The sequence below is a fragment of the uncultured Odoribacter sp. genome, from assembly GCF_937966165.1.
Taxonomy (GTDB): domain Bacteria; phylum Bacteroidota; class Bacteroidia; order Bacteroidales; family Marinifilaceae; genus Culturomica.
This window is the reverse complement of sequence record NZ_CALCLB010000001.1, coordinates 80474-99720: the sequence shown is the minus strand read 5'-3', so window position 1 is coordinate 99720 and position 19247 is coordinate 80474. Positions and strand designations below refer to the sequence as shown.

The 19247-nt window shown below is 38.4% G+C and carries 17 protein-coding genes and 1 tRNA gene; 11 read left to right on the top strand and 7 right to left on the bottom strand.

The window, feature by feature from the left end; genetic code table 11:
- Positions 1 to 102 precede the first annotated feature (102 nt).
- Positions 103 to 906 (top strand): tyrosine-type recombinase/integrase, encoded by an 804-nt coding sequence (locus tag Q0465_RS00425; protein WP_298611234.1) that lies wholly within the window; start codon positions 103 to 105, stop codon positions 904 to 906.
- Here the strand turns inward: Q0465_RS00425 and Q0465_RS00420 are convergent.
- Positions 896 to 2170, bottom strand: a complete 1275-nt coding sequence (locus Q0465_RS00420) for a restriction endonuclease subunit S (RefSeq protein WP_298611231.1) — start codon at positions 2168 to 2170, stop codon at positions 896 to 898. The two genes, Q0465_RS00425 and Q0465_RS00420, sit on opposite strands and share 11 nt — an antisense overlap.
- 396 nt (positions 2171 to 2566) lie before the next feature.
- On the opposite strand from Q0465_RS00420, the gene Q0465_RS00415 reads away from it, so the two are divergent.
- The 9 genes from Q0465_RS00415 (at position 2567) to Q0465_RS00380 (ending at position 12363) form a co-directional block, all read left to right on the top strand.
- On the top strand, positions 2567 to 2887 hold the full coding sequence (locus tag Q0465_RS00415) for an ATP-binding protein (RefSeq protein WP_298611229.1): 321 nt from the start codon (positions 2567 to 2569) through the stop codon (positions 2885 to 2887).
- A gap of 16 nt (positions 2888 to 2903) precedes the next feature.
- Complete coding sequence (locus Q0465_RS13655) at positions 2904 to 3017, top strand: Fic family protein (protein ID WP_367274292.1); 114 nt, start codon at positions 2904 to 2906, stop codon at positions 3015 to 3017.
- Between the two features lie 251 nt (positions 3018 to 3268).
- The gene (locus tag Q0465_RS00410; RefSeq protein ID WP_298611227.1) at positions 3269 to 4207 is read left to right on the top strand and encodes a ribose-phosphate pyrophosphokinase; all 939 of its coding nucleotides are present in this window, start codon (positions 3269 to 3271) and stop codon (positions 4205 to 4207) included.
- Positions 4208 to 4410: 203 nt separating this feature from the next.
- Entirely contained in the window at positions 4411 to 5271 is an 861-nt protein-coding gene (locus Q0465_RS00405; RefSeq protein WP_298611225.1) for a VIT1/CCC1 transporter family protein, read from the top strand.
- A gap of 156 nt (positions 5272 to 5427) precedes the next feature.
- A complete protein-coding gene (locus Q0465_RS00400; RefSeq protein ID WP_298611223.1) occupies positions 5428 to 6807 on the top strand; it encodes a PCMD domain-containing protein in 1380 nt (459 codons plus the stop codon).
- Between the two features lie 17 nt (positions 6808 to 6824).
- Positions 6825 to 7652 carry an outer membrane beta-barrel protein gene (locus Q0465_RS00395; RefSeq protein ID WP_298611222.1) on the top strand — a complete coding sequence of 276 codons (828 nt, stop codon included), beginning with the start codon at positions 6825 to 6827 and terminating at the stop codon, positions 7650 to 7652.
- Positions 7653 to 7788: 136 nt separating this feature from the next.
- Positions 7789 to 8940, top strand: coding sequence for a DUF4925 domain-containing protein (locus Q0465_RS00390; protein WP_298611221.1), 1152 nt, complete (start codon positions 7789 to 7791; stop codon positions 8938 to 8940).
- Positions 8941 to 9121: 181 nt separating this feature from the next.
- Entirely contained in the window at positions 9122 to 11890 is a 2769-nt protein-coding gene (gene leuS / locus Q0465_RS00385) for a leucine--tRNA ligase (RefSeq protein WP_298611220.1), read from the top strand.
- Positions 11891 to 11955: 65 nt separating this feature from the next.
- A complete protein-coding gene (locus Q0465_RS00380) occupies positions 11956 to 12363 on the top strand; it encodes a YbaN family protein (RefSeq protein WP_298611219.1) in 408 nt (135 codons plus the stop codon).
- 2 nt (positions 12364 to 12365) lie between these two features.
- Here the strand turns inward: Q0465_RS00380 and Q0465_RS00375 are convergent, their stop codons facing one another.
- Positions 12366 to 13298 carry a tRNA-dihydrouridine synthase family protein gene (locus tag Q0465_RS00375; RefSeq protein WP_298611218.1) on the bottom strand — a complete coding sequence of 311 codons (933 nt, stop codon included), beginning with the start codon at positions 13296 to 13298 and terminating at the stop codon, positions 12366 to 12368.
- Positions 13299 to 13493: 195 nt separating this feature from the next.
- Here Q0465_RS00375 and Q0465_RS00370 point away from each other — a divergent pair, with 195 nt between their 5' ends.
- Positions 13494 to 14015 carry a TlpA disulfide reductase family protein gene (locus Q0465_RS00370; protein ID WP_298611216.1) on the top strand — a complete coding sequence of 174 codons (522 nt, stop codon included), beginning with the start codon at positions 13494 to 13496 and terminating at the stop codon, positions 14013 to 14015.
- A gap of 142 nt (positions 14016 to 14157) precedes the next feature.
- Here the strand turns inward: Q0465_RS00370 and Q0465_RS00365 are convergent, their stop codons facing one another.
- From Q0465_RS00365 to Q0465_RS00345, 5 genes are all read right to left on the bottom strand, one after another.
- Positions 14158 to 15753 (bottom strand): S41 family peptidase, encoded by a 1596-nt coding sequence (locus tag Q0465_RS00365; RefSeq protein ID WP_298611215.1) that lies wholly within the window; start codon positions 15751 to 15753, stop codon positions 14158 to 14160.
- A 27-nt stretch (positions 15754 to 15780) separates the two neighbouring features.
- Entirely contained in the window at positions 15781 to 16209 is a 429-nt protein-coding gene (locus Q0465_RS00360) for a dCMP deaminase family protein (protein WP_298611213.1), read from the bottom strand.
- Between the two features lie 9 nt (positions 16210 to 16218).
- Positions 16219 to 17193, bottom strand: coding sequence for a polyprenyl synthetase family protein (locus tag Q0465_RS00355; RefSeq protein ID WP_298611211.1), 975 nt, complete (start codon positions 17191 to 17193; stop codon positions 16219 to 16221).
- Between the two features lie 215 nt (positions 17194 to 17408).
- Complete coding sequence (locus Q0465_RS00350; protein WP_298611209.1) at positions 17409 to 18551, bottom strand: iron-containing alcohol dehydrogenase; 1143 nt, start codon at positions 18549 to 18551, stop codon at positions 17409 to 17411.
- A 292-nt stretch (positions 18552 to 18843) separates the two neighbouring features.
- Positions 18844 to 18915: transfer RNA gene (locus tag Q0465_RS00345), tRNA-Arg, on the bottom strand.
- Positions 18916 to 19247 lie beyond the last annotated feature (332 nt).

The window sequence follows — 19247 nt, the reverse complement described above, 5'->3', positions numbered from 1 at the left end:
AATATCTTCGAGTCTGCATACCACCCATCCGGCAGGCAAGTTCTTATAATGCCCGATACATTCTCTTATATTGTAGCCGTATTCATTATAAATCAATGTAATATGGTAACAACATTCAAAAATTATCTCGCTAAGACTAACTTAGCGAAAAACACCGTTACATCGTATGTATGGACAGTGCAGTATTTCCTCAATCATTACAGGGAAGTAAGTAAAAAGAACCTTTTAACCTACAAAGGGTATTTGGTGGAAAACTTCAAGCCGCAGACTGTCAATTTACGGCTGCAAGGTATTAACAAGTATCTTGAATTTACCAAGCAAGAGAAGCTGAAGGTAAAGTTCGTCAAAGTGCAACAGAAGAACTTTTTAGAAAATGTAATCAGTGATGCTGATTATAAATTTCTGAAAGCTCGATTAAAAACTGATGGTTACGATGAATGGTACTTTGTCGTATGGTTCATGGCTGCTACCGGAGCACGTGTCAGTGAATTGCTTCACATTAAAGCGGAGCATATCCAAGTTGGCCATCTTGATCTTTATAGCAAAGGCGGGAAAATACGTCGTTTGTATATTCCAAAGAACTTGCGTATAGAAGCTACGAAATGGCTCAAAGAAAAAGGTCTTACTTCCGGCTATATATTCCTAAACCGATTTGGGGAACGCATTACAACACGCGGTATAGCACAACAACTGAAACACTTTGCAGAAAAATACGGAATGAATAAGGAAGTTGTTTACCCTCATTCATTCCGTCACCGTTTCGCTAAAAACTTTCTTGACCGTTTTAACGACCTTGCCCTGCTTGCAGACCTTATGGGGCATGAAAGCATAGAAACTACTCGTATCTATCTACGTCGTACTGCAAGTGAACAGCAAAAGATAGTGGATAAAGTGGTCAATTGGTAATCTTATTGCAGACCTTAGAAGTGCAATCATTTACACTCCTAAGGTCTTTTTGAATGTTATCAAGAACAGAGAAAAGTTCCTCTATCTTTTGAACTATACGTCGTTGTTCATTGATAGGAGGAAGTGGAAAATACATATCATTAAAGTCTGTACTATTGAATCCTGCTTGAGCCGTCCTTGAAATTTCTTTTAGTTTACCTTGATATAGGTCAGATAGATAATAATAGTATGCAAACTCCTTGTATATGAGATTATCAAATTTAAAGATGACTTTTGCCATTGCAACATTATAAGCCCCTTGTTCAGCATGAAATACTTTCCCTAAAGAACCACCATAACGTGCTAATAATATATCTCCTTTCTCGGTTTGCTTTGAAGCAAGATTAATTGGGATATAAACAGGTACTGGAGATTCCCCATAATCTCTAATCTGATAAAGCCTAATATAATTTGGTTTAGGTGTTGTTTCAAAATAATTCTTCGCAGGTTGTGACCCACCAGATATATCTAAGATAAAATTATGGCCACACCATACCCATGTCTCAGGTATCTCATAAGGTAACTTCCCACTATGCCCGTTATCAAAAGGTGTGAAGTCTGGATTTATATGCCTCAAGAGTTCAATGGCTGGCTCATCATTCGGGTCTTGCGGCACAAGTTTACCGTGAATGGCAAGGTCGAGGATTTTGTTTTTAGCTTGTTTGATGACAGTCTGCAAATCAGATTTGTCTTGCTCTATTTGGTTTATTAAGGCAAACCAATGCTCGATCTCTGTCACAATGCGTTGTTGTTCTGTAAGTGGAGGAAGTGGAATAACCATTTTATCAAGTTCACCAAGATAAACTCCAGCTTGTGCATTTCCATTACTTTTTTCTAAAAAGAAAGATTGAAAAATTTGATTCTGAAGCAAATAGAAACAAAACAGATTTGAGATACAAGTGTCAATTATTGAAATGCTCCGTTGAGCAATAACAGGCTTGTTATATTCATAAATTCCCACATTGCCTATAGACCCTCCAATAATTCCTAATATTATATCTCCTTTGTTGATTTGAGTTCTAGGATTTTCTTTTTGGAATCCGATTTCATCTGTATATCTATCTTTATCAGTGAAAACGATTCTTCCATTTTTGATATTTTGAGCACTTATAACTGTATATCCTTCTAGTTGTTTGGGAGGGGGATTATGTGATCCATCTGTCAGTTTTTTACAAATTGTTCCAAAAGTTACCCAACACCACCCCTTCGGTATTTCAAACGGCACATTCTCATAATGGGGCGTATGTATAGTAAACAATGGGCCAAACCGAAAGATGGTGTGCTGTAACTTTTTGCTACAACACACCAAAAGAGAATAACTATCTTCTTCGATAACCCCGCTTGTTTCTCATTACAATCATATTCAGAGGAAACACTCCGCCTTATTACCTAAAAGATAAAGGGAAATTGCAGGGAACCTATATTCGTGTCAGCTCGACCAATCGCCTCGCAGATGAAACGATCATTGCAGAATTGGAGCATAGAAAGCGTAATATATCTTTCGACAGTGAGGCTGTTCCGGAAAATTGGCTAAGGAACTGAGAGTCAGTTCAAATTTCAAATAAAAAACATTGGTCTTGTCATTCTGAGCATCGCGAAGAATCTGAAAGCCGTCAGAGCGATGCACTCAACAAATGTAATAGCCCCTGTTTTCAAACGTCTTGGTATCATCGACCAATGGGGTAATGGCTTGAAGTTGATAGCCGATGAACTGAAAGAATATCCTAATATCGAACTTAGATGGAAGGAGGTAGGATTATCATTTCAAGTGCAGTTTGTAAGGCTGGATTATCTACAGAACGCAGAGCGGATAAAGGATGTGCAGCAAGAGTTGCAAAAGGCGACATTATATTTGAAGGTATTGCACTGTATAGTAAATAATACTTTATCAAGGCAAGAAATATCCCTTGCCTTGGGACAAAAGAAAGTTCGGGACAATTAAATAAAGTTATTCAAAATTGATTGCCAACAACCTGATCGAAAGAATTATCCCTGATAAACCTAATCATCCTACTCAGAAGTTTCAACTAACAGAACGTGGACAGTTATTTCTTGGTTTACTTGCAAAATGAAATGACTATGATATATAGCTATTTACATTGAAATAAAACCTCGCTTCGACTATATACGTTAAAGCGAAGTTTTATTATCTCAAAAACTTTTCGAAAAACCGTTTTTAATTCCCATTTCTCTTATTACCAATATTTTATCTTTATAGCATCCTTTTCTTTCCGGAAAGCCGATCATAAATCCCCAATCTTTTTCCGTTTTCCAATTTATTATATACTTTTGCAAAGGTGTAATTAAAGAATCAAATAATCTTATGTCAGATCTTTCCGAAGTCAAGATTTTTACCGGGGAAAACAGCAAATACATTGCTGAAAATATTGCTAAATCGCTTGGTTTAGAATTAGGTAAAAAAATTTTTTTGAATTTCAGTGACGGAGAATTTGCTACCGCTTATGATGAAACGGTGAGAGGAGATCATGTATTTATCGTACAGTCTACATTTCCGCCCAGTGATAATCTCATGGAATTGCTCATGATGATTGATGCAGCTAAACGGGCATCTGCCTATAAAGTGGTCGCCGTTATTCCTTATTTCGGTTTTGCGCGCCAGGACCGGAAAGACAGGCCCCGGGTAGCTATAGGTGCAAAATTAGTTGCCAATATGCTACATGCAGCAGGAGTTGACCGAATTATGACGATGGATTTACATGCCGATCAAATCCAAGGTTTTTTCGATATTCCCGTCGACCATTTATATGGTTCCTCTGTATTAGCACCTTACATCCGCTCACTGAAACTCGACAATTTAGCTATTGCTTCTCCGGATATCGGTGGTTCTAAAAGAGCAAATTCCTGGGCCAAATTTTTCAATTCTGACCTGGTTATTTGTCATAAAACCAGGGAAAGACCGAATGAAGTGTCAGAGATGAAAGCCATCGGAAATGTAATAGGCAAAAATGTAGTGATTGTCGACGATATGATTGATACAGCCGGCACCATTTGTAAAGCTGCCGACATGCTGAAAAACATGGGAGCTAAAACTGTTCGTGCCGTAGCTACTCATGCCGTCCTTTCTGGTCAGGCTTATCAGCGAATTGAGGCATCAGCTTTGGAAGAAGTTATTTTTACCGATTCTATTCCGTTGAAACAACAATCCAGTAAAATTAAAATCATTTCTGTTGCCGATATGTTCGCAGAAACCATCCGGAATGTATACGAACACAAATCCATCAGCGATCATTTTATATTATAATTCCTTTTCATGCGAAGAAAGGATTATCTAAAATTATCTGAAATGACTCTATTGAGGGGACAATTTTATCTCCATCAGGATAAAATGAAAACGTATCCGTCCCCTATAAAGCAATAAAAGACAATTTTTTAGATAATCCCTTCTTTATATTTCGTACCTTTGCAGGAAAATGAGAGAAGGACAACTTTTAATTTAAAGTTTATATGAGTGAAGAGGAAATCCAGCAAATCACCGATTTTCAGGTAAACGAAATTACAGAACATTGCATTTATTCCCGCCTGGCTGCCGTGCAAAAAAAAAGCCATAACCGTCAGGTCCTGTCGGAACTTGCCAGGGAAGAGTTAATTCATTTTCAAACCCTAAAAAAATACACCGGACAAGCACCTGCTCCACGTAAATGGAAGGTGGAAGGTTATGTTTGGATAGCTCGCTTATTTGGTCTGACTTTCGGAATTAAACTGATGGAAAAAGGAGAAGATACCGCACAAAAAATATACCGGCAATGGGAAAATGAAGATCTGCAAAAAATGGCGACAGAAGAAGAAGTACACGAAGCCAAGCTTATTTCCCTCATCGATGAAGAAGGACTAAATTATATGAGTTCAGTTGTTTTGGGACTTAATGATGCCTTAGTGGAATTTACCGGGGCCTTAGCAGGTTACACTTTTGCTTTACAACATCCCCGATTAGTCGCTTTAACCGGAGGAATCACCGGAATTGCAGCTGCACTTTCCATGGCTGCTTCTGAATATTTGTCCACCCGGGCAGAAAAAGATAATAAAAACGCATTTAAAGCCTCCGTTTATACAGGTATTGCCTATATTATTACTGTCGCTGTACTGATCGCGCCTTTCGTATTGATGAATAATGTATACTGGGCTCTGGGAGTTTGCCTGAGCGGGGCTCTCGTTATAATCGCTGTCTTTAATTATTATTATTCAGTGGTTCGAAGCGAAAGCTTTAAAAGACGTTTCGGAGAAATGGCCTTAATCAGTCTGGGCATTGCCGCTATCAGTTTCGGAATCGGATATGCCCTACGCCTGATTACAGGCATAGAACTCTGAAACAGACTCAGTTTTTAGTTTATTTTTAACCCAAATGGCATACTTTTTGCAGAATAAAAACTTATTTTAATATTAATATATAGAATTTTAAACATTAAAGTTCAGGAAATTTTAGAGAAGCAAAGATTAAATCTAATTAAACAAAAAAACGAATATATGCGAAATTATCATATTTATATATTATTAGTGAGTCTGCTGTGCATAACTTCTTGCGAAAAAGTAGACAACCTGAGTGATGAAGCCTCTGTACTCTCATTTAAAATTACCCATGTCTCCGATGGAATTGAGATAGATAATAATAATATTACAATCACTCAAGACAGTAAAGGAAACACGATTTCAATACCTTTATTATTCGGACGAAAAAATTTTCCGTTAAAACTAACTGCCGATATTCAGTTTTCATCTACAACAGACGACATCATTAGTGTAGATGAAAACGCTTTGAATTTGAAAGAATTCACGTTTGAAGATGTTTATACCTCTTATAGTTTTTACATGATTTCAGAAAGCGGGAAGCCTCATTTGGCTACCGTTCAGCTCATTGACAATCCGAATGCTGAAATTCTTTCATTTACACCCGACTTACCCAAAGATAGTTATTCGGTAACGACTCGTGACAACAACATTTTAATTACATTGAAACAATCTCTTTCCTGGCCGATTGTGATCACTCCTGTAATCTCGAAAACAGCAACAGCCAGATATGTAGATTATAATGAAGGTGACTCCTTTACTTTCCAGTCTCCCGCTGACAATGAGAAACAGATTACATTACTGGCCGACAATGAAGACACCAAAACCTGGAACATAAAAATTGTACCTCCTATTGAAAATTGTGATTTTGAACGCTGGATCAAAGAAGGTACTAAAAATGTGAATATCGATCCAACTCCTGGAAAAGGGTTAGGATGGGCGACGGCAAACAATCAGTTTGTAGCAGGTACGACTCCTGTAGAACATAACGGCGGTAAAGCAGCTCAAATGACAACAGGCATCCAGGAATTGAGCGGTATCGGTATAGGGGACTTGATTACGGCAGGAACAATTTTCACAGGTTATTTCCAAATGAACTTGTCGGCTTTAAATGATCCTGCCAAGATGACTTATTTCGGAATTCCTTTTATCATGCGACCTGTTTCCATTTCCGTAGAGGCAAAATACACTCCTGGAAGTAAATTTCAACAATCTGTAAAAGGAGGAGACGGTAAATATAAATTGACAGACATTTCAGGAATAGATGAAGGCCGGATTTGGGTAAAACTGCTGTATTGGGGAGGAAAAGGCGACCTCGAATACCATGATAAGCCGGTGGACGGCCTGATTGAATTAGGAGCCGGAGAATTAATCTTTACGGGAGATGCCTCTTTCCGGAACTGGAGTAACCATATAATTCCCATCGAATACAACTCCACTTATAAATTTCTGGAACCGACTCATATTTCCATTGTCATGACCTCCAGTCGCCAGGGAGATTATTTCATTGGAGCTAAAGGAAGTACATTAACGGTAGATAATGTTACAATAAATTATTAATTACAAGAACATCCGCTATGAAAATCAAACTATATCTCTCAGTTCTATTTTTATGTTGTACGCTACTCGCTCTGGGCCGCTCCTCTAAAATCAGTAAAGACACTACTGACCCGCAGGAAGTTGAATATCGCTTTGCCCTGGGAGTACAACTCGGTACAGATATTGGGGGAGCTATTCCTTTCCCATTTAACAATATTCCCAAACCTTTCAATCCACGCCCGCAATTATCCCCGTCCTTAGGGGTAAAATTAACCTTTCCGTTAGTGCGTCACTGGACATTAGGGACAGAACTCACTTATAAGAAAGTGGCTATCGATGCCGATGCACGTTTCAAAAACCAGCGTTTTAATGATGAAGACCGCGGGGTTGTAGCTCGTTTCACCGGGTCAGCCGAAATGGGAATGGATTTTACAATGCTTGAAATTCCTTTATACGCTAAATATACTTTCCGGAACGAAAAAGACAGAATTTTATTCGGGGGATATTTTGCATGGATGATAAACAGTAAATTTAATATCCAGGTAAATAAAGGGTACATGATGGATGACAACGGAGTTTATTCCGGCCCTATTGTAGACGAACCACTAAAAATTAATTTCAATGATATTCTGAGTAATTGGGATGCCGGTTTAGTTCTGGGATATGAAAGAAGATTATTAACCCGCATGGAAATTGGCCTGAGGGTAAGTTGTGGTTTAAAAGACATTTTTAAGCCGGATAATCAATATTTTGATTATAAAATGCTGAATATGCGAGGGACACTTGTCCTGAGTTATAATTTATTTAATATCAAACCGTCGGGATTAAATCCGTTCCGTCATAAAACCAAAGATTTTAACTATTAACGGGAAAAGAAGAAAAACACTTTTTCAGTGTCTGGCATACATTTTGCAATTTCTTACTATTTGAAAAATTCTTTAAATCAGCCGGATTTAAAGAAAGGGAAAACAATTTTAAAAATCAATTTTAATTAAAAACAACATGAAAAAAGGATTTATTTACCTATTGTTACTTGTTTTGGGAGTAGCTACTTTCGTAAGCTGTGACGATGACGACAATGACGGCTACAAAAGAATTACTGCCCAATACACCGCTGCGAATTTAAAACTGACACTCAACGGTAAAGAAATAAGCGGTAAAACTGTTAGCATTCAGGCTTTGAACGAAACCACAGCTAACCTGATTTTAAAGAGCTTAATCCCCGGAGAGACGAATCTTTACATCAATGCTCTTCTCACCAATACCGGCGGAGATAACTATAGTCTGGAAGGGAAAAGTGAAACCACAGACCGCGTGATTACCGCAGAAGGAAATATTACGGAAGGGGTATTGACCCTGAATTGTACTTTTAAAGTCACTTCTAAAGTTGTAGGTAACTGGAAACTAATCGAACAACAGGAAAGTACGGATCCGAACGAACTTCTGGGGAAAGGCCCTTTGCATTTCAAAATCGCAACAGACATTGATTCCATAAGACTTCCGCTTATTCTTTCAGACGGATCTAAATTGTCGTTCGCTATAAAAGATAATATAGAGAAGCAGGAAGCAGGCTTCGTTAGTTTTACTAAAGCGATTTTCGCCATAATGGTTCCCAATTTTCTTTATAACATTGAGTTGCAGGAAGACGGGGATTTAACAGCTACTTATGCCGTAACAGATGAAAATATGAATCCGGTTGATACGGTTACTTTAGCAGAAGGCATAGCCCGGTATAATGTTAAAGACGGGAAAATTTACATTGCAATTGACGTAGAGGAACTGCTGCCCAGAAGTGTCGCACAGGACCAACAGCCGGTAAACATCCTGACAATACTTTCAGAAGGCTTACCCCTTATTCTCGATTTGAATGGAGATAATATGTTAGCCTATGCCGACAAGACTATGATGGTACCGTTTATGGGTATGATGGATGTTGTAAAAGCATTGGTAAAAGATATGGAACCAATGGATATTGGTTTGGGCATTGTTACTGCAGAAGCTTTACAGACATTCCTGGACGAAGTGGTAACTTTAGTGACGACATCCGAAACAATTGAGATTGGATTAAATCTGGGGAAAAATGCAAATCCTCAGCTAACCTCTCCCATACAAGGCTTTGATTGGAAAAGTGCTCTGAAGTCTTTCAACAAATAATTGAATTACAATTTTCATAAAAAGCCGTCTAAAAATTTTTGGACGGTTTTTTATTTTTACGGAATATTTCTTATGGAGAATATTCCCTGTTCTTCAAAGAAGTTTTAAGCCTTTACATTTCACCTTTTCTTTTTCCTTTATATCTTTGTGCCTCAAAATGAAATCATAAAAAAATCAAATCATGGAATATAACTTCAAAGAAGTCGAAAAAAAATGGCAAAACTATTGGAAAGAACATAAAACATACCAAGTAGAAATAGATCCGGATAAACCGAAATACTATGTACTGGATATGTTCCCTTATCCTTCAGGAGCTGGACTGCATGTCGGCCATCCATTGGGATATATCGCTTCTGATATATATTCCCGTTACAAACGCTTGAAAGGGTTTAACGTCCTGCATCCAATGGGATACGACGCTTACGGATTACCTGCAGAACAATACGCCATACAGACCGGGCAACATCCAGCCCTCACAACGGAAAAAAATATCAACCGTTATCGGGAACAACTGGATAAAATCGGTTTTTCCTTTGATTGGAACCGGGAAGTACGGACCTGCGACCCGCACTATTACAAATGGACACAATGGGCATTTATTCAAATGTTCAACAGCTTTTACAATTACGAAAAACAAAAGGCAATGCCTATAGCCGAATTAGTAAAAGCTTTCGAAACTTCCGGAACAGCAAATTTAAATGTAGCTTGTAGCGAACAGCTCCATTTTACAGCCGGAAACTGGAATGCAAAAACAGAAAAAGAACAACAGGAAATATTACTCAATTACCGTTTGGCCTATCTGGCAGAAACAATGGTTAACTGGTGTCCCCAACTGGGAACAGTACTAGCCAATGATGAAGTAAAAGAAGGGATTTCTGTCCGGGGAGGCTATCCCGTAGTTCAGAAAAAAATGCGGCAGTGGTCTTTGAGGGTCTCCGCCTATGCGCAGCGTTTGTTAGAAGGTTTAGATACGGTCGAATGGTCCGATTCTCTGAAAGATATCCAACGGAATTGGATTGGTCGTTCCCAGGGGGCAGACGTAATTTTTGAAGTGAAGGATTCAGATATAAAATTACAAATTTTCACTACCCGTCCGGATACCATCTTTGGAGTCAGCTTTATGGTCCTGGCTCCCGAAAGCGACTACGTAAAGCAACTGACTACGCAAAGCCAGCGGCATGAAGTTGAAGAATATCTGAATTATGTAGCCAAACGAACAGAACGGGAACGCCAAACGGAAGTTAAAAAAGTTACGGGGGTATTTTCCGGATCTTACGCGATAAACCCTTTTACCCAAGAATCCATTCCTATTTGGATCAGCGAATATGTTTTAGCGGGTTACGGAACGGGGGCCATAATGGCAGTGCCCGCCCATGACAGCCGGGACTATGCTTTTGCCAGGAAATTCAATCTACCTATTGTTCCGGTCATCGACAACGGGCAGGGATGCGATCTTTCTGAAAGTTCTTACGATGCGAAAGAAGGGAAAATGATCAACAGTGGCTTTATCAACGGACTAGACGTCAAAGAAGCCATCAAACAGATCGCTGAAGAAGTGGAAAAACGGGGAATCGGGAAAAGTAAAATCAATTACCGTCTGAGGGATGCTATTTTCAGCCGTCAAAGATACTGGGGAGAACCTTTCCCCGTTTATTATAAGGACGGCATGCCTTATACACTGGATGAATCCAGATTACCTTTGGAATTGCCGGAAATTGACAAATATTTACCTACAGAAACAGGAGAACCTCCATTAGGACGTGCCAAAAACTGGAAAACAGAAGAAGGATATCCCTTAGAACTGAATACAATGCCGGGATTTGCCGGCTCCTCAGCCTATTATCTTCGCTATATGGATCCGCACAATGACCAGGCCCTGGTCAGTAAAGAAGCGGATGAGTATTGGAGAAATGTGGATTTATATCTGGGAGGGGCAGAACATGCCACCGGTCATTTGATTTATTCCCGTTTTTGGAACCATTTCCTTTATGATCTGGGTTATGTATGCGAAGCAGAACCTTTCAAAAAGCTGATTAATCAAGGTATGATACAAGGCCGTTCAAACTTCGTGTATCGTATACAAGGCAGCAATACTTTTGTATCTCATGGGTTAAAAGACCAATATGAAACCACAGAGATTCACGTAAATGTCAATATCGTCCACAACGACATTCTGGACCTGGAAGCTTTCCAAAACTGGATGCCGGAATACAAAGATGCAGAATTTATTCTGGAAGACGGGAAATATATTTGCGGATGGGCAATTGAAAAAATGTCCAAGTCCATGTATAATGTCGTCAATCCCGATGACATTATCGAAGAGTTCGGAGCAGATACCCTACGTTTGTACGAAATGTTCCTTGGACCGTTAGAAGCACATAAACCCTGGGATACCCAAGGGATAGACGGAGTATTCAAATTTTTAAAAAAATTCTGGAGGCTTTACATCAATAACGATAAATTAAATGTAACAGAAGAAATTCCGACCAAAGAAGAATTAAAAATATTACACAAAACCTTGAAAAAGATCGAATCGGATATTGAAAATTTTTCATTTAACACTTCCGTTCCGGCATTCATGATTTGTACAAATGAACTGACTGCTTTAAAATGTAACAAAAGGGCTGTATTGGAACCCCTTACCATCGCCATAGCTCCTTATGCCCCCCACATTGCTGAGGAATTATGGCATCAACTGGGAAATACAGGAAGTGTCACAACGGCAACTTTCCCCCAATGGGATGAACAATATCTGATAGAAGATACTTTTGAATACCCGATTTCGTTTAACGGGAAAGTCCGTTTTAAATTGACAATACCCTTATCAGCCAGTTCCGCTGAAATTGAAACGACAGTAAAAAATGCCCCTGAAACAGATAAATATCTGGCCGGCAAAACCGTGAAAAAGATAATCATTGTTCCTAAAAAAATCGTGAACATTGTAATTTAAACACAAGCTTATTCCTCTATTCAAATAAAGTTTATTTGAATAGAGGAAAATAAACTTGTCAGAATATGCGTAAAATACTCTATATTACTCTAGGTATACTCTCTATTATTTTAGGCATTATCGGGATATTTATTCCGGGTTTGCCCACTACTCCTTTTTTGTTATTGAGTTCCTGGTTATTTTACAAAAGTTCCCGAAAATTACATGACCGGCTGCATCGTTCCAGGTGGTTGGGTAGATATATCCGGCATTACGAATCTAAAAAGGGAATAAGCCTGACTTCCAAATGGATTTCTATACTTTGTATGTGGACGATGATTAATATTTCTGCATTTATCTTTTTTGAAAACTGGCATATGCGGATTCTTTTATTTGCTTTAGGAGTAATCGGAACCGGCAGTATACTATTCTTCGTACCTACAGCGAAAAACAATCTTTTCCCGGAAGAATATAAAAAAGGAAATAAGGATTAAATCTAAAAAATCAAATTCAATATCTCCCGATAATCGTCAATTCTCTTTGCCTTCTGCAATTTTTTTCTCAATTTATAATCGGTCCCCGGCAAAAAATATTCCCAATAGGATTTCATTTTTTGTAACAATAATCTCTCATCCTTCAGATAATCCCGGTAAGCCACAAAAAGTGCCCCTATAAAATCTTTATTCCGGGTAGCGACAACAGGATCCTCCGGGCTATTGTACACATAATTTTCTGCTAAAGCAGGATCAGCTAACAAACCGCGTCCCAACATAACTCCCTTTAAGAGAGGAAATTTTTGCAAGGTTTCCTGTATTTGAGGTACAGTATTCAGATCTCCGTTATACAATAAAGGATGCTGACATTCCTGATAAAAACGCTCAAACATTTTCAGATCAGGTTCTCCTTTATATTGCTGTTTCCCTGTACGTGCATGAAGAGTAATATGAACGAGAGGACAATTGTTCAAAATAGATACCAAATTCAAACATTCCTGTTTATCCGCCCAGCCCAAACGCATTTTTACAGAAAAACGGACTTTCGGAAATTCCGTTACCGTTTCCAACACAGCTCCTACTCTATCCGGATAAGGCAACATACCTGCTCCTTTTTTCTGTCCGGCAATCAGAGGGAAAGGGCACCCTAAATTAATATCTGCCCTGGAATATCCTTTTGCGAGAAGGAAAAAAATAAAATGCTTCAATTCTTCGGGAGAACCCGGTAATATTTGAGGGATCAAATCCTGGACTTTATTATTGACGGGATCTACATCCCGCATATCCCTGTTACGGAAAGTATTCCCTTTCTCCACACGCATAAAGGGAGTATAATAAACATCTATTCCTTTAAAAAAACGGGCAAAAGTATTCCGGTAAATCCAGTCCGTATACCCCTGTAAGGGAGCAAAATGAATCTCATATTTTTTTTCCATAAAACAAAAGTAAAATAAAAAATATTCCGGACAGCAAATTGTATATGAGAAAACAAGTCCATTAAGATAAAACATTTATACAGCCTGATCACAGAGCGTAAAATATTTCTATAAAAGAAAATTGTATTGTTACTCGCAAAACAAATCTTAACTTAGCAACGAAAATAAATTTCAGATCTTTTAAATACTCCGAATATGAAAAATGTAATGTTTCTTTTAGCTTTTACTATCCTTTGTTCCGGCTTAAAAGCACAGAGCGACGACCGTGGTTATCTGGTAAAAACGGGGGATATGGCTCCTGATATCGAAATCCGGTATACGGACGGTACCGTAAAAAAATTATCCGATTTCCGGGGAAAAGTAGTAATGCTTCAATTCACGGCCAGCTGGTGCGGTGTGTGCCGGAAAGAAATGCCTTTTATTGAAAAAGATATATGGCAAAAACATAAAAACAATCCTCATTTTGCATTGATTGGCATAGACCTTAAAGAAAACCGGGAAAAAACCATCCAATTCGCTCAGGATATTAAAATAACATATCCGCTTACTCTGGATCCGGCAGGGAAATCTTTTTATACCTATGCAGAAAAGAATGCCGGTGTTACCCGGAATATTATTATTGACAAAAACGGCAAAATCGTTTATTTAACCCGCTTGTACGATCCGGAAGAATTCCAGCAAATGGTTCAGGTCATTGATCAGCTCCTTCAGCAATAAATTTTTCCGAAGCTTAAGGAGGTTCGATAATTTTCCCTCTGTAGGAGGAAAGCCATTTTGAATTCTGAATTTATAAAAACCGGGAAATTAAATCGTTTAAATAAAACAAATTTAATTTCCCGGTTCTTTAATTATGTATGTATTATTCCTGAAGTGCTTTCTGTAAAGTAGAATCAATCCTTCCTATAACAGGGTACAAACCTTCATTGTCTAAAACATCCCGGGCAATATAGGCTTCCAGATTGACACGAATGATCTCATAAGAATCCCGGATGCCCTTCCGATCTTTTTTTAAACCATGCTTTTCAGCATAATCAGCCATTTCCTCTACTAAATCGAAGTTTTTCAGATAAGCTAATATGGCCTTATAATCTTTCAAGTTTTTCATCTCTTCCCTATGTCTATCCATAAAATCGAAAGTATAGTCATACAATAACATGGTACGACGTAAATCGACCAAATATTTTGAGAAACCGCTTGTATCTGCAGGAACAAATACATCCGGCATAATCCCGCCACCGCCATATACGACCCGGCCTCCTACCGTATGATATTTTAGATTGGGATCGAAATGTATACTGTCTTTTACTTCCAACTCTCCGTGAAGAATACGGTTGTAATAATCGTCATAATATTCTTTTTTCCCTTTATCATAAGGCCGTTGTATAGAACGTCCTGAAGGAATGTAATACCGGGCTACCGTAAGCCGTAAAGCCGAACCATCCGGTAGCATACGCTGCTCCTGTACTAATCCTTTCCCAAAAGAACGGCGCCCCACTATTTTTCCCCTGTCGTTATCCTGAATAGCTCCGGCAAAAATCTCACTGGCAGAAGCACTGTTTTCATCGATCATAACGATCAAAGGCAGATTTTTATACTTGCCTTTCCCATTTGAGAAATAATCAGAACGGGGAGATGCTTTCCCTTGTGTATACAAGATCAACTTCTGGTTCTCTAGGAATTCATTGACCATCTTTAATGCTATAGGCAATATTCCTCCGACATTTCCCCGCAAATCCACAATCAGTTTTTTCATCCCTTCTCCTTCCAGTTGTTGAAGCGCTGCCATAAACTCATCGTAAGTATTCATCGCAAAAGTATTCACTTTCACATATCCTGTCGTATCATTAGCCATATAAGCGACATCCACACTTTTTATCGGAATACTCCCCCGGGTAATTTTCTTAACGAGAGGAGCTTTTTCCCCCCTTCTCACAATGGTCACTTCAACATCTGTCCCAATTTGTCCCCGCATCATTCCCATAATTTTCTGATCGTCCATTTTCACTCCTGCCACAAGACTGTCGTTAACTTTGATAATACGGTCCCCGTCCTCCAAGCCAGCATCCTGAGAAGGTCCGCCCGGTACTACTTTTATCACAGTAACAGTATCCCTGTATTTATAAAACTGTACTCCGATACCTCCAAAATTCCCCACCATATCTTCATTGACTTTTTCCATTTCTTTTACAGGAATATAGACAGTATGCGGATCCAGATCCTTTATAATTTCACTAATAGCATTTTCTTCTATTTTTTGAATATCAACGGTATCCACATAAGAATGCTCAACCATATTCAATACCATATCCAGTTTGCTCCCTTGTACCGGTAAAAACAATTCCTGCCTTTCCCGGAAATCTTTTTTCATGAAAAGAGAATTTACAAACATTCCCACCACAATCGCCAATGCCAAGATCAAAGGCATTAAAATCACCTTCCAATTGTTTTTATACATTTTTGTTCTATTATTTTACAATTAAATTTATTCCATTTCAATTAAATCAACAGTTATACCTGCTTGCTGCAATAATTGAATCCCATCCGCACAATGATAAAGTTCTGAATATACCACCCGGCAAATCCCGGCCTGTATAATGAGTTTCGCACATTCTATACAAGGGGAAGCAGTCACGTATAAGGTTGCACCTTCGCTGCTGTTGCTGGATTTGGCCACCTTTGTGATCGCATTCGCTTCAGCATGTAAAACGTAAGGTTTGGTGCGATTTTCCTCGTCTTCACAAATATTTTCAAATCCCGAAGGGGTACCGTTGTAACCGTCTGAAATGATAGACTTATCCTTTACAATCAGTGCTCCCACTTGCCGGCGTTTACAGTAGGAATTCTCCGCCCATATCCTGGCCATCCTTAAATACCTTTCATCTAATAACCTTTGCTTTGTCTGCTCTTCCATAAGCCTTCATCATTTTTTCCGGTTTCCAAGAAAGTTGATCATCTCGTAAAATCCATTTTTACGTTCTTCAGCAACAGCTACTTTCTGGATAGCCATCCGGCTTTTGTCCAGGTAATTTCCGATTGTCCCCAAAACAAGCTCCGGTATGCCCAAACGATTGTAAATTTCCGTTACGGCCTTTATTTTCTCTAAAACATTAAACTCTTTTTTATCAATCCAAGCCTGCAGCTCAGCCTTCGTCCCTGCATCCGCCAACTCCAAAGCCTTGATCAATAAATAAGTCTTTTTATTTTCAGTAATATCTCCCCCTATATTTTTTCCAAACTCCGCCACATCTCCGTAGACATCGAGATAATCATCCTGCAATTGAAATGCCAATCCCAGGTATCCTCCAAAGTCATATAAAGCATTATATTCGTGTTCAGGCGCTCCGGCAATTAATGCCCCGTGACGCAAACTACCGGCAATCAGAACAGAAGTCTTTAAATAAATCATATGTATATATTCTTCTTCCGTTACATCATTGCGCGTCTCAAATTCCATATCGTATTGCTGTCCCTTACAAACATCCATAGCGACCTGATTAAAACCATCTATTACCTGACGAAGGTACCGGTCTTCACAATTTTCAATGTACTTATAAGCAGTAATAGCCGCAGCATCCCCACTTAAAATAGCTACATTACTGTTCCATTTCTTATGCACAGTCTGTCGTCCCCTTCTCAATGCCGCATCATCCATCACATCATCATGCAATAAAGTATAATTGTGAAATATCTCGATTCCAATAGCTGACTTTAAAGCCTTCTCTATATCATCCCGGTATAAATTATAAGCCATCAAAGTCAGTACCGGCCGGAGCCGTTTTCCTCCATCTTCCAAAATATATTGAATGGGTTCAAATAAAGAATAAGGAACTTCTACATATTCCTTTTTTTCAAATTCAGCTTTGATAATATCCCTTAACTGTTCAATGGTGTACATTTCTTTTATTTTTAATAAAGTGCTAAATTATAAAAAGAAGCCGGAAAATCAGCGTTTCGCCTTGTTTTTTTAATCCTATTCCCAAAATTCCTCAACCCCTCTTATTTCTTTCATTTTAATACATAAAAAAACATTTTGCTGAATAATTACAATAAATAAACCGACCGGAAAAGATTTCCGGCCGGTTATCCATAAAATAATTTTTCAAAATTTACTTACTTACAATTTTCCAGTATTTTCCGTGCCACACTACCTGTTACGTCCTGATCTTCTCCATAAGCAGCTTCTCTTTCATTAAAACGCCTCTCTATTTCTAAAATCGTATTCTCTCCAATCTGAGCTTCGTTTAAACGCGTTGACAATCCTAAGCTCCGGAAAAAAGACTCTGTCTTTTCAATCGCCAATGCCGCACGCTCGGCCTCCGATCCTTCATTTATTCCCCAAATTCGTTCCCCGTACTGTACTAATTTCGCCTTTTTCTTCTCAAAAAGAGTACGCAAAAGTCCCGGCAGGACGATTGCCAAAGTAGCCCCATGAGTCAAACCATGTAAAGCTGTCAATTCATGACCGATCATATGGGTCGCCCAATCCTGACGTACCCCCATGGCAATAAAGCCATTCAATCCCATGGTCGCACAAAGCATAAATTCTGCCATCAATTCATAATTATTCTGTTTACGGATAATATCAGGTGCAATTTCTATAAGCGTATGCAAAATCCCCTCTGCCCAACGGTCCATTAAACGCGATTGGTCAGGAGTGGTCATGTACTGCTCCATAACATGTACAAAAGTATCGGCTATACCGCAGGCCACCTGATGTACAGGTAAGGTAAAGGTAACGGTAGGATCCAAAATAGAAAAAACCGGATACCTGGAATAGAACGGATATTTTTCAGCTGTCTCTTTCCTGGATATAACGGCACCACTGTTCATTTCAGAACCGGTAGCCGGAAGAGTAAGCACTGTACCCATTGGAACAGCTGACGCAGATCTGCCTTTCAAAACCAATTCCCAGGCGTCTCCTTCATACAACAATCCCGCTGCAATCAACTTTGTCCCATCCAATACCGAACCGCCTCCTACTGCAAGCAGAAAGTCCACTTTATTTTCTTTTCCCAATTGAATCGCTTTCCGCAATGTCTCCACCGTCGGATTTGCTTCTATTCCCCAAAACTCCACAACCTCGAACGATTTTAAAGCATCCTTCACTTGCTCATAAACTCCGTTCTTTTTTACACTTCCTCCTCCAAAGGTTACCATTATACGCTTTCCCTGTGGTATCTCTTTACTCAAATGCGCAATCATTCCCTTTCCGAAAATTAATTTTGTCGGATTTTGAAAAACAAAATTTTCCATAAAACTGATTTTAAAGTATTATTAATAACTTTCTGAGATTACCCTTGTATACTTTCCCGTACCCATCATTGCGCGTATGTATACAAATGTATAGGCGGTTTCAAAATATATGGCCCAATAACTGATCTTTATCTTTCTCTCAAAATTAAAAGAAAAGATTTTTTATTCCAAAGATAAGCTAAAAATTAAAACCAAAGTGAAGTTTTCAAAATCAAAATTATTTAAAATCCACTCCTATAAAATAAATAAAAACGGTAAGACAGGAAATAAATAACAAGAAAATTTCGATTTGTAGCCGAGCCGGGAATCGAACCCGAATTTAAAGTTTAGGAAACTTCCGTTCTATCCATTGAACTACTCAGCCAGAAAGCAGGAGCAAAAGTAAAGTAAAATATTTTCAGTTCCAAATATAGCCTTTAAAGATTAACTATTCTATTTTGTGTACATCTGCAACTTTTTTCGTTAAACATACGAAAAACTTTTGGCAGACAACTTAAATCCGGTATATTATAAACCTTTCCTGCATATTATTTTTCATTTTTATTGGATAAAATAAACATTTTAATCTTTTTGGCATATTTTTTGTTAAGAAACTATTCGTTGTTTAGAAACAGTTTTAACAGAACTTAATGAATGTAAATTATTTTAAATTAAACACTTATATTTTTTGAATTTAATAAACATTAATTCCAAAGT

What these genes read in the sequence shown, in the direction of transcription:
- Q0465_RS00425 (WP_298611234.1), top strand. Translation starts at nt 103, where the DNA reads ATGGTAACAACATTCAAAAATTATCTCGCTAAGACTAACTTAGCGAAA.
- Q0465_RS00415 (WP_298611229.1), top strand. Translation starts at nt 2,567, where the DNA reads ATGCACTCAACAAATGTAATAGCCCCTGTTTTCAAACGTCTTGGTATC.
- Q0465_RS00410 (WP_298611227.1), top strand. Translation starts at nt 3,269, where the DNA reads ATGTCAGATCTTTCCGAAGTCAAGATTTTTACCGGGGAAAACAGCAAA.
- Q0465_RS00405 (WP_298611225.1), top strand. Translation starts at nt 4,411, where the DNA reads ATGAGTGAAGAGGAAATCCAGCAAATCACCGATTTTCAGGTAAACGAA.
- Q0465_RS00400 (WP_298611223.1), top strand. Translation starts at nt 5,428, where the DNA reads ATGCGAAATTATCATATTTATATATTATTAGTGAGTCTGCTGTGCATA.
- Q0465_RS00395 (WP_298611222.1), top strand. Translation starts at nt 6,825, where the DNA reads ATGAAAATCAAACTATATCTCTCAGTTCTATTTTTATGTTGTACGCTA.
- Q0465_RS00390 (WP_298611221.1), top strand. Translation starts at nt 7,789, where the DNA reads ATGAAAAAAGGATTTATTTACCTATTGTTACTTGTTTTGGGAGTAGCT.
- leuS (WP_298611220.1), top strand. Translation starts at nt 9,122, where the DNA reads ATGGAATATAACTTCAAAGAAGTCGAAAAAAAATGGCAAAACTATTGG.
- Q0465_RS00380 (WP_298611219.1), top strand. Translation starts at nt 11,956, where the DNA reads ATGCGTAAAATACTCTATATTACTCTAGGTATACTCTCTATTATTTTA.
- Q0465_RS00375 (WP_298611218.1), bottom strand. Translation starts at nt 13,298, where the DNA reads ATGGAAAAAAAATATGAGATTCATTTTGCTCCCTTACAGGGGTATACG.
- Q0465_RS00370 (WP_298611216.1), top strand. Translation starts at nt 13,494, where the DNA reads ATGAAAAATGTAATGTTTCTTTTAGCTTTTACTATCCTTTGTTCCGGC.
- Q0465_RS00365 (WP_298611215.1), bottom strand. Translation starts at nt 15,753, where the DNA reads ATGTATAAAAACAATTGGAAGGTGATTTTAATGCCTTTGATCTTGGCA.
- Q0465_RS00360 (WP_298611213.1), bottom strand. Translation starts at nt 16,209, where the DNA reads ATGGAAGAGCAGACAAAGCAAAGGTTATTAGATGAAAGGTATTTAAGG.
- Q0465_RS00355 (WP_298611211.1), bottom strand. Translation starts at nt 17,193, where the DNA reads ATGTACACCATTGAACAGTTAAGGGATATTATCAAAGCTGAATTTGAA.
- Q0465_RS00350 (WP_298611209.1), bottom strand. Translation starts at nt 18,551, where the DNA reads ATGGAAAATTTTGTTTTTCAAAATCCGACAAAATTAATTTTCGGAAAG.